We start from the raw sequence: 10,045 nt of genomic DNA, 5'->3' as shown, positions 1-10,045 counted from the left end.
GCCACATAATTGCCGCCGTTGACCTTGATGGTGCCCTGGTTGACGACCGCGCCGTTCGAACCATTGCCCTTGAAGTTGTAATTGCCCGCCATGAAATCAGCATCGCTGATCCCCAGGGTCGACGCCGTAAACGCGCTTGCGCTCACGCTACCGTCTTTGCCGACGACAATGCCATTCGGATTAACCAGCACCACCTGACCGTTCGAGCTCAGCTGGCCCATGATCTGGCTGGGGCTATTGCCCGTCACTCGATCCAGTTGCACGCTGGTGCTGCTGGGCTGAACGATATTGACCTTGGCGCCAGCGCCGATGTTAAAACTTTGAAAGTTAACGACCGCCTTATCCGTCGTCTGGTTCAAGGTCATCGTGTTGCCAGACTGAGTCACAGACACTTTACCCTGCGCCACTGCGGCACCGGTAGGCAAGGCGTTGACCGCAGGGCCTGCTGCCCACGCACTCACCACGAGGGCCAGAGAGGCGGTTAACCCTATCGAGAGTTGTCGCGACACTGTCGCAATACTGCCAGCCACTGAAGACCGACCAGAGCTTGATACGCAAGAAGCATTCTCGCTGACAACGACATACTCGCCGCGCGACTTAGAAAATACAACCTTGTGGAATTTCTTATTCACTATCAAACCCCTAAAATTATTTAAATCCTCAAATTATTTTAGGAGCAGTAAAGCACGTTAAACCTTAAGAATCATTAAAAAGGCGCTCAAAATAAGCAAAATAATAGTTAATAATTGTTAAATGTTGTCTTTTTGGCAACGTTAACCTCGTTTCTAAAGATTTCTACAAAGCCTGTGGATCTCATCGCTTTGCATTGCCGAATCAGTTAACAATGGGTCTATTCCCCAGGGATAAGACAAACTGCCACCCCTGCGGCTGACGTACCACTACATTCGCATGAATTGCCGCCCCCTTCACTTGAACATTGGTCAGCACTAGCCAGTTTAAACAACTCAGATGGTACAGCCACCGCCAGTCCTTTGGATGAACTGGAACTCGTGCTGGTAGCTGCACTGGCCGTTGGTAAAGAGATCCAGTTCTGTGCATTTGAATTGAACTCGCTCACACTCGCCAATGAAGCATTGGAAGTATTGTTTAACGGCGTGGCGACTGGCAAGATACTTGCCGTTGTACTTTGTTGAAAGGTGATGTTGTAGTTACCTGCGTCTGCACCTAACCCTAATAGGCGCAGCAACACCAGTTTATTCACCCCCACCAGCGAATTTATGAAGAATCCTGACGCGGTGAGATACACCCGGTCCCCACCAATCAAACCGATATACTGAAGCCCAGAGAGATTCAAGCTCGCTGCTGTCGATCCATCGTAGACTTTGTTATAGGCAGTCAAACCAGTGATATACAACTGAGCCGGTGAAATGGTGGCACTCGTTGTCGATTGATCCGTAATGCTGTAATTCGAAAGGCTAGATCCACCAAACACGTTTGTCAGCGAAACCAATTGCACACCTGCATTCTTGCTGGCAAACAAACCCGTCGACGTCACCGTAACGTTATCACCTGAGACCAGACCCGACAGCGATAAGCCGCTGGTACTCACTGTTGCGCTGGTGTTGCCATCGTAAACCTTATCGCTTGCCGTGATCCCACTGACAACCAGCGAGGCTGGGGTAATAGAACCTTTGCCGGTCAGCGACGAAGTGCTCAGGGTGTAGTTGCCAGACGCTGACCCTGACAACGCTAAGCCGGATAAGGTGAATTGAATATTGCTGCCCACGTTCGCACTTGCAAAAGTACCAGTCGTCGCTATGGCAGAAACATTATCCGACCCGAACACGCCTGTCGGTGTTAAGGCCACGTTCGATAGACTTGTCGAGCCGTTGTAGACCTTAGTCACACCACTCGCAGTCAGCGTCAGGGGTGCCTTCGTAATCGTCTCTGACCCGTTGACATACGAGATTGAGTAATTTGACAGGCCGCTCCCAGTCGATCCAGTAATCGCATCGGTGAACGTACCAACGTTGGTACTAGCGGCAGAGCCTGTCAAAGCAGTGACAGTGTCAGTACCCAATAATCCTGACGTCGTAAACGTGTTGGTTTGTGTCGTCCCGTTATAAACGACCGTTTTGGTTGCACCGGTGATGGTGAGCGGCGCGGTGGTCACGGTCTCAGAGCCGTTCACATAGGTAATGTTGTAGTTATATAAGCCGCTACCTGTCGCCGCACTTAGACTGTCTGACGTCGACCCAACTTGCGTACGGCTTGCGACCCCAGCAACATTAGAAACAGCGTCTGTACCCAATAGTCCAGAGACACTATAGGTGTTGGTGTGCGCGTTACTGGTGTATTGCGCGGTTGACGTAGCGCCCGTAATGGTCAAAGCTGCGGTTGTAATCGTTTCAGAACCATTGACATAGGTAATGCTGTAATTGCTCAACCCTGTGCCCGTTGCAAAAGACAAGCTATCTGCAGTCGTCCCGACGACAGTTCTTTGAGCCAAACCCGAAACACCCGTAATCGTGTCACCCGTCTGGAGCCCACTATACGTGTACGTATTGGTTTGCGCGTTACTGGTATAAACCGACGACGTCGTTCTACCCGTGATAGTCAGCGGCGCCGCAGTGATCGTCTCAGATCCATTGACATAGGTAATGTTGTAGTTGGTGATGCCTGTACCGGCGGCGGCACTCAAACTATCCGCTGTCGTCCCAACGGCGGTTCTTGTTGCAAGACCGCTGACACTGGTCACACTATCACCAGTCAGCAGGCCAGACACGCTGTATGAATTGGTTTGCGCATTATTGGTGTAAACAGAAGACGTTGTCGCGCCTTTAATCGTCAACGGTGCTGCCGTAATCGTTTCGGATCCATTCACATAGGTAATTGAATAGTTCGATAAACCACTGCCAGAGGATGCTGTCAGCGCGTCTGCTGTCGTCCCGACATTTTTGCGAGATGCAGCACCGGTCACACTACTCACATAGTCACTACCCAGCAAACCGGATACCGAGTAACTATTTGTTTGCGTGTTGCCTGTGTATACCGATGACGTTGTCGCCCCAGTAATGGTCAGTGCGGCCGTGGTGACAGTCTGAGACCCATTGGTAAAGGCAATGGTGTAGTTGTACAGCCCAGTGCCAGAGGCAGCCGTTATATTATCTGCAGTCGTGCCAACTGTCGTCCGCGACGCTGAACCAGTGACACTACTGACCGAATCACTGCCCAACAAACCGGTCACCGTATACGTGTTGGTTTGAGCATTACTGGTGTAGACGCCGCTCGTTGTGTTGCCGGCAATTGTCAACGGGGCTGCCGTGATGGTCATCGTCCCATTGACGTAAGTAATGGTGTAATTCGATAGCCCAGTGCCCGAGGCGCTACTCAAGCTATCGTTGGTAGTACCAACAGACGTTCTTGTCGCTAACCCAGAAACGCTGGCTATTGTGTCTACCCCAGCGACCAGGCCAGATTGACTATAGGTATTGGTCTGTGCATTGCTCGTATACTGAGCACTGGTTGACGCCCCCGTAATGGTCAAGGCCTTCGGGGTAACAGTTAAATTGCCATTGACCAACGTAAAGCTGTAGTTACCCGCATCGTTGCCCGAGGTTGACAAGGCAGAACTTGACGTACCTACATTGGTTCTCGTTGCCAAGCCCGAGATGGTGACCGCGTCGTTCGTCAATAAGCCCGGCGACGTCGATGTCTGCGTTTGTACTGCGCCCGTGTACACCCCCGAACTAGTCGTAGCCGTCAATGTCACGGCAAGAGGATTCACCGTGTAGTTACCCACCACGGTTGCTAGACTCGACGTCAGATTTGATCCCGTTTTAGTAAAGTTGCCGGCCCCAATGCCGTAACTGCCGACGGCCGCGTTAGAGGATGCACTCGTCGCTGTAATCACTGCGTTAAGGTTGAAAGACGCGGTGCCACCCGCGCCGTCAGAGAACGTGTAGGTCGTGACACCGCCGCTGATGGACGTATTGGAGAGCGTTAACCCACTAATGACACTACCAGCGGGATAGTAAACGCCACCAATGGTTGTGCCAGTCGTCGTCATGTAAGACGCAGTCGGCGTCGCAATCGTGCCTGCTGTGGCATAAGTCGTCGTCGCACCGGTCGTAGTCACCAATAACTGACCGGCGGGAACAATCGTATAGGTGCCTTGCACATAGGTAATGCTGTAATTGCTCAGGCCCGTACCGGTCGCTGCACTCGCTGTCAGCGCATACGAGCCAGCGGCGGTGCCAGCGACCCGACTATACGTCGCCCCTGTGACTGAATCGGTCCCTTGTAGCCCAGTGGCTGACACCCCAGAATAATTAGTGGGATCTGCAAGCGTCACAAAGTTGGCTGAATTGTTTGCAGTGACCGTCAGATTGGCCTTAGCCACCGTGATTGAGCCGTTGGTGTAAGAAATCGTGTAATTACTCAAGCCAGTGCCCGTCGCACCGCTCAGTGAGTCGGCATAGGTCCCGACGGTCGTGCCAGAACCAAAGCCCGATACAGAAGTCACACTATCTGAGCCCTTGAGCCCAGAGACGGAAAACCCACTATTGGTCTGCACACTACCGTTATAGCTGACGCTAGTCGTCGCGCCCGTAATCGTGAGTGAGGCCGCTGTGACGCCTAGCGAACCATTCACGTAGGACACCGTGTAATTAGATAGGCCACTTCCCGACAGGGCGGTGAGATTGTCTGCAGTCGTCCCGATGTTGGTTCTGCTTGCCAAACCGGTCACGCTGGTGATCGAATCCGACCCCAACAGCCCCGTCGCTGTGTAGGTGTTGGTTTGTGCGCTACCGTTATAACTGACGCTGGTCGTCGCCCCTGTGACTGTCAGGTTTGCTTTTGAAATCGTCTCACTGCCATTGACATAAGAAATCGTATAGTTGGACAACCCTGTTCCGGTCGCCCCACTGAGGTTATCGTTGTATGTACCTATCGTCGTACCTGACCCCGCGCCAATCACCGCTGTGATCTTATCCGACCCCAATAGACCACTCGATGTAAAGCCATTCGTCTGCGCGACCCCTGAATAGGTCACCGTCGACGTCTGACCGGTAATCGTCAACGGGGCCGCCGTAATGGTTTCAGAGCCATTCACAAAACTGATGCTGTAGTTAGATAAGCCACTGCCCGCGGCGGCCGTTAAACTATCTGCACTCACGCCCACGTTTGTTCTGGTTGCTAAACCCGTTACCCCTGAAACCGAGTCCGATCCCAGCAACCCAGAAACGCTATAAGTATTGGTTTTAGCGTTGCTTGTGTATTGCGACGTTGAAGTCGCGCCCGTGATTGTCAGCGCAGCAGTGGTAATCGTTTCAGAACCGTTCACGTATGAAATGCTGTAATTGGATAAGCCACTACCCGCGGCGGCGCTCAGGCTGTCCGACGTCGACCCAACCGTTGTGCGGGTTGCTGCGCCAGAGACGCTCGTGACCGAATCAGTGCCCAACAGACCCGAGACCGTGTAGGTATTAGTCTGCGCGTTACTGGTGTAGACCGATGACGTGGTAGCCCCTTTGATGGTTAAGGGCGCTGCCGTAATCGTTTCTGACCCATTCACAAATGAAATACTGTAGTTGGATATCCCACTGCCACTTGCCGAGGTTAGTTGGTCAGCGGATGTCCCGACATTGGTTCTGCTCGCCAGCCCTGTCACGCTCGTCACCGAATCCGTGCCTAACAGACCGGTCACCGAGTAAGTATTGGTTTGCAAGCCACTCGTATATACAGAAGACGTCGCTGCCCCCTTAATCGTTAACGCCGCCGCAGTAATCGTTTCAGAACCATTGACGTAAGTAATGGCGTAATTGGATAAGCCGGAGCCACTGGATGCCGTTAAGTTATCAGCGGTGGTGCCGACGTTCGTCCTGCTTGCCAAGCCGGTCACACTGCTGACAGAGTCTGAACCCAACAGACCCGAGACGCTATAGGTGTTGGTCTGTACGTTACTGGTGTAAGTTGCGCTCGTTGAAGCGCCTGTGATCGTTAATGGTGCTGCCGTGATTGTTACATTGCCGTTAACAAAGGCAATGCTGTAATTGGATAAGCCAGTGCCGCTGGCCGCTGTCAGACTGTCAGCGGTTGTCCCGACAGTGGTTCGAGTCGCCGAGCCCGTCACGCTGGTCACGGCATCGCTACCGAGTAGGCCTGATACAGAATAGGTATTGGTTTGCGCGTTGCTGGTATAGGTCTTACTGGTTGATCCACCGGTAATGGTCAATGGCGCTACCGTAATGGTCTCAGATCCATTCACAAACGAAACACTGTAATTCGACAGACCAGTGCCGCTGGCGGCGGTTAAATTATCTGACGTCGTCCCCACCGTGGTGCGCACGGCTAGGCCCGTTACAGATGAAACGGCATCCGATCCCAACAGACCACTCACCGTATAAGTATTGGTCTGACCATTTGCGGTGTAGACCGAACTCGTCGTGTTGCCCGTGATCGTTAACGACGCTGCGGTCAGTGTCAATGAGCCATTAACGTAAGTAATCGTATAGTTAGATAGCCCGCTACCCGTAGCGTTGCTGAGACTGTCGTTGGTCGTCCCGACATTGGTTCTCGACGCAGCACCTGAGATGCTGGTGATCGCATCAGTACCCACGAGCCCAGTTTGGCTATAAGTGTTGGTCTGTGTGCTGCTCGTATACTGCGCGCTCGTCGTTGCCCCTGTAATCGTTAAGGCTTTGGGCGTGACCGTCAAATTGCCGTTGACCAACGTAAACGAGTAATTGCCCGCATCATTGCCTGAAGTAGACAACACGGACGTCGACGTACCAATATTCGTTCGTGTCTGAACACCGGCAATGGTGACCGCATCCGAGCCAAGTAAGCCGGGTGCCGTATACGTCTGAGTTTGCGAAGTACCTGTATACACACTTGTGCTGGTTGCCGCAGTCACTGTCACCGCCAAGGGATTGACCACGTAATTACCCACCACGGTCGCCGAGGTGGCGGTAAGATTTGATCCCGTTTTGGTGAAATTGTTCGCAGCGATACCATAACTGCCGATTGAGGCATTATTCGACTGGCTATAAGCGGTAATGCTTGCACCCAAGCTAAATGACGCCGTGCCCCCTGCCCCATCTGAGAACGTATAGGTTGTCACGCCATTGGTGGTCGACGTGCTCGATGGCGTCAAGCCACTGATCACGTTGCCGCCAGTGGTCAGATAAGAAGCCGTGGGGGCCGCGATAGTGCCAGCAGTGCCATAGGTCGTGGTCGCACCTGATGTGGTCACCAATAGCTGACCGGCAGGCACAATCGTGTAGGTGCCACTTGCATAGGTGATGTTGTAATTGCTCAACCCGGTGCCAGTAGCGGCACTTGGTGTCAACGCATATGAGCCAGCTGCCGTGCCTGATACACGGCTGTAGCTGGCCCCCGTGACCGAGTCAGAACCGAGTAAACCTGTGGTCGATACACCGGCGTAATTAGTGGGATCTGATAACGTGACAAAGTTTGCCGAATTGTTTGCCGTGACCGTTAAATTAGCTTTACCGATGGTAACGGAGCCATTGACATACGTGATACTGTAATTGCCTATTCCGCTGCCTGCCGCACTATTCAGAGCGTCTGTGAATGTCCCGACATTTGTTCCGGATCCATAGCCGGAGACCGACGTCACGGTATCCGAGCCTTTCAACCCTGAGACTGAGAATCCGCTATTGGATTGCGCATTACCGGTATACGTCACACTGGTTGTAGCACCGGTAATGGTCAAGGGTGCCGCGGTGATCGTCATTGACCCATTCGCGTACGTAATTGAATAATTGGATAAGCCAGTACCGGTGGCCGTCCCTAAACTATCGGTGGTCGATCCAACGGTCGTTCTGCTCGCCGCCCCCGTCACACCGGTGACCGAATCGCTACCTAATAATCCGGAGACACTGTAGGTATTGGTTTGTGCGGCTGCCGTATAGGTGGAACTGGATGTCGCGCCGGTGACCGTCAAATTAGCCTTGCCAATGGTTTCACTACCGTTGACATAAGAGATCGTGTAGTTGGACAATCCCGTGCCGGTTGCCCCACTTAAATTGTCGTGATAAGTGGCAACCGTCGTACCAACCGCTGAGCCCGTTACTGACGTCACCGTGTCAGACCCCTGCAAACCACTTACCGTGTAACCGTTGGTTTGACTGGCTGAGGTGTAAGTGAGGTTTTGCGTCTTTCCTGTGATCGTCAGCGCCGCCGCGGTGACGTTAACGCTTGAACCCGTCGTCGTGATCGAGTTGTAGTTGCTCGAGACGCCCCCATTCGAGCTCGTCCCCAGGACCAAACCGGTGACGCTATTAAGCGTACTACCCGTTTGGATACTGGCGCTCACGAGGTTTGTACTAGCGCCACTGCCAGTGACCGTAAAGGTCTCACCATTCACTCCTGTGGCCGTTAGGTTAGACCCAGCAAAGGAAGTCCCCGCGTTGTAGGTTTGACTGCCGCTCAAGGTCAAGGTGGCCTTGGCGATGGTGCCCGTATTGCCGACATAGGTAATCGAATAATTAGAGATCCCGGTGCCGGTTGCTGCGCTGATCGTCCGGTTAAAACTACCCGCTTGAGCGACAATCGACCCTGTGATTGACGTGCCAGAACCTATTGTGGCCCCTGAAAAAAACGTCGAAGTCGCACCTGTCACACTGTCAGCAATGGCGACACCATCAACGGTTGTATTGATGAGTCCCGAAGAACTTACCCCAGCACTGGTGGCCAGCCCTTGATACGTTGAGACACCGTTATAGGTCGAGCTGACCGTGCTTGCAGTCACCGTCAAGGCGGCTTGCGTGATCGTCAGGCTAGGTTGGGCAGTCAGGGTAACGCTTTCACTGCTGCCACTAATGCCGCTATAGGCATAACTGCCAACGTTTTCACCCGCTGCGGTCCCATAGCTCGCCCGTGTCGCGGTACTCACACCCGTGAGCCCTGTAATCGCTGTGCTGGCCAACATGGCGAAGGTATTATTACCAACCGTGCTCGTCAGGCTTGAGCTGCCGGTGTATGCCGAATTCAACAAACTCGTCGAAAGCGTCGGGTCTGCGGTGCCGTATACCTTAGAGACGTTGTTCAAAGTCAGACTAAAGCCTGGGGTGGTGGCACTGTCTCTGAACATGGCCTGCGTCGTCGCGGTACTGCTAATCGTTGTGCTCGAGCCATAGGCCGTGCTCAATTGCGCATTCTGTGTATAGCCAGAATTCGACAGATACAGATTGGTTAACCCCGAATTCAGTACGCTAAGGCTGCCGGTATTCGACACTGAGCCTGAGTAAACATAAAGCTTGTCGCTACCCGCAAGACTGACTGTGTTTGCTGCATTGGTCGTCAGTACGTTGCCGGTGGTCGAACCGACCGACTGGGCGCTGCCCGCTGCCAGAATCACGTTTCCGCTGCCACTATCGACTATTTTTGCAGTCGTCAGGTTACCCGCACCCGTCGTAAACAAAGAAATATTGCCCGACCCGCTAGATTGCGTGAGGGTCGCACCAGAGTTCGCGGTCAGCGCAGCCGTCGAACTACTGCCAGAGCCAGCCGTGACAGTGATACCGCCAGAACCCGCTGAGGTGATATTGTTCTTGAGCAAAACACCCGTCGTACCGGTCACCGTGACCGTACCCAGCGTACCCGCCGTATCAGTGATCGAGCCCTGCAGCGACACAACCGTGCTGGCATTAATATTGACCACCGAGGTCGACCCGGTGGTGGTTAAGCTCTCGTATAAGGCAACGCCCGCATAGGTGGGGGAAGAAGGTCTCACGTTACCCCTAATATTGGCGTTGCCGCTGGCAGTGATACCACTACCCCCGAGCACAACACCATTGAGACTATTGCCGTAATAGTTATACGCTGAACCTGCTGAGATCACCCCCGTTGTCGAATTAATTGAGCCGCCCAGAGATGTACCCACTGAGTACACGTTACTGTCGTACGAATCCGCAATCAAGCTAGTCAGGCCAGCGCCCGTGTTATCGATCGTGACGTTCTTACCAGAAATGCTTCCGGCCGTTTGGTTAATCGCCCCGCCAATCGATTGAAGCGTCACGTTACCTGAGGTGCTACTTACTTGGCCACCCAGCGT

At 53.3% G+C, this 10,045-nt stretch carries 2 protein-coding genes; both read right to left on the bottom strand.

Annotation, left to right across the window (positions count from 1 at the left end; all coding sequences use genetic code 11):
• The coding region (locus AC1W8Y_RS14645; RefSeq protein WP_482015235.1) for a two-partner secretion domain-containing protein at positions 1-632 on the bottom strand (632 nt) is incomplete at its 3' end.
• Positions 633-850: 218 nt separating this feature from the next.
• The gene (locus AC1W8Y_RS14640; protein WP_482015234.1) at positions 851-10,009 is read right to left on the bottom strand and encodes a beta strand repeat-containing protein; all 9,159 of its coding nucleotides are present in this window, start codon (positions 10,007-10,009) and stop codon (positions 851-853) included.
• Positions 10,010-10,045 lie beyond the last annotated feature (36 nt).

It is taken from the genome of Jezberella sp. (assembly GCF_964834465.1).
This window is presented reverse-complemented; position numbering and strand designations above follow the sequence as displayed.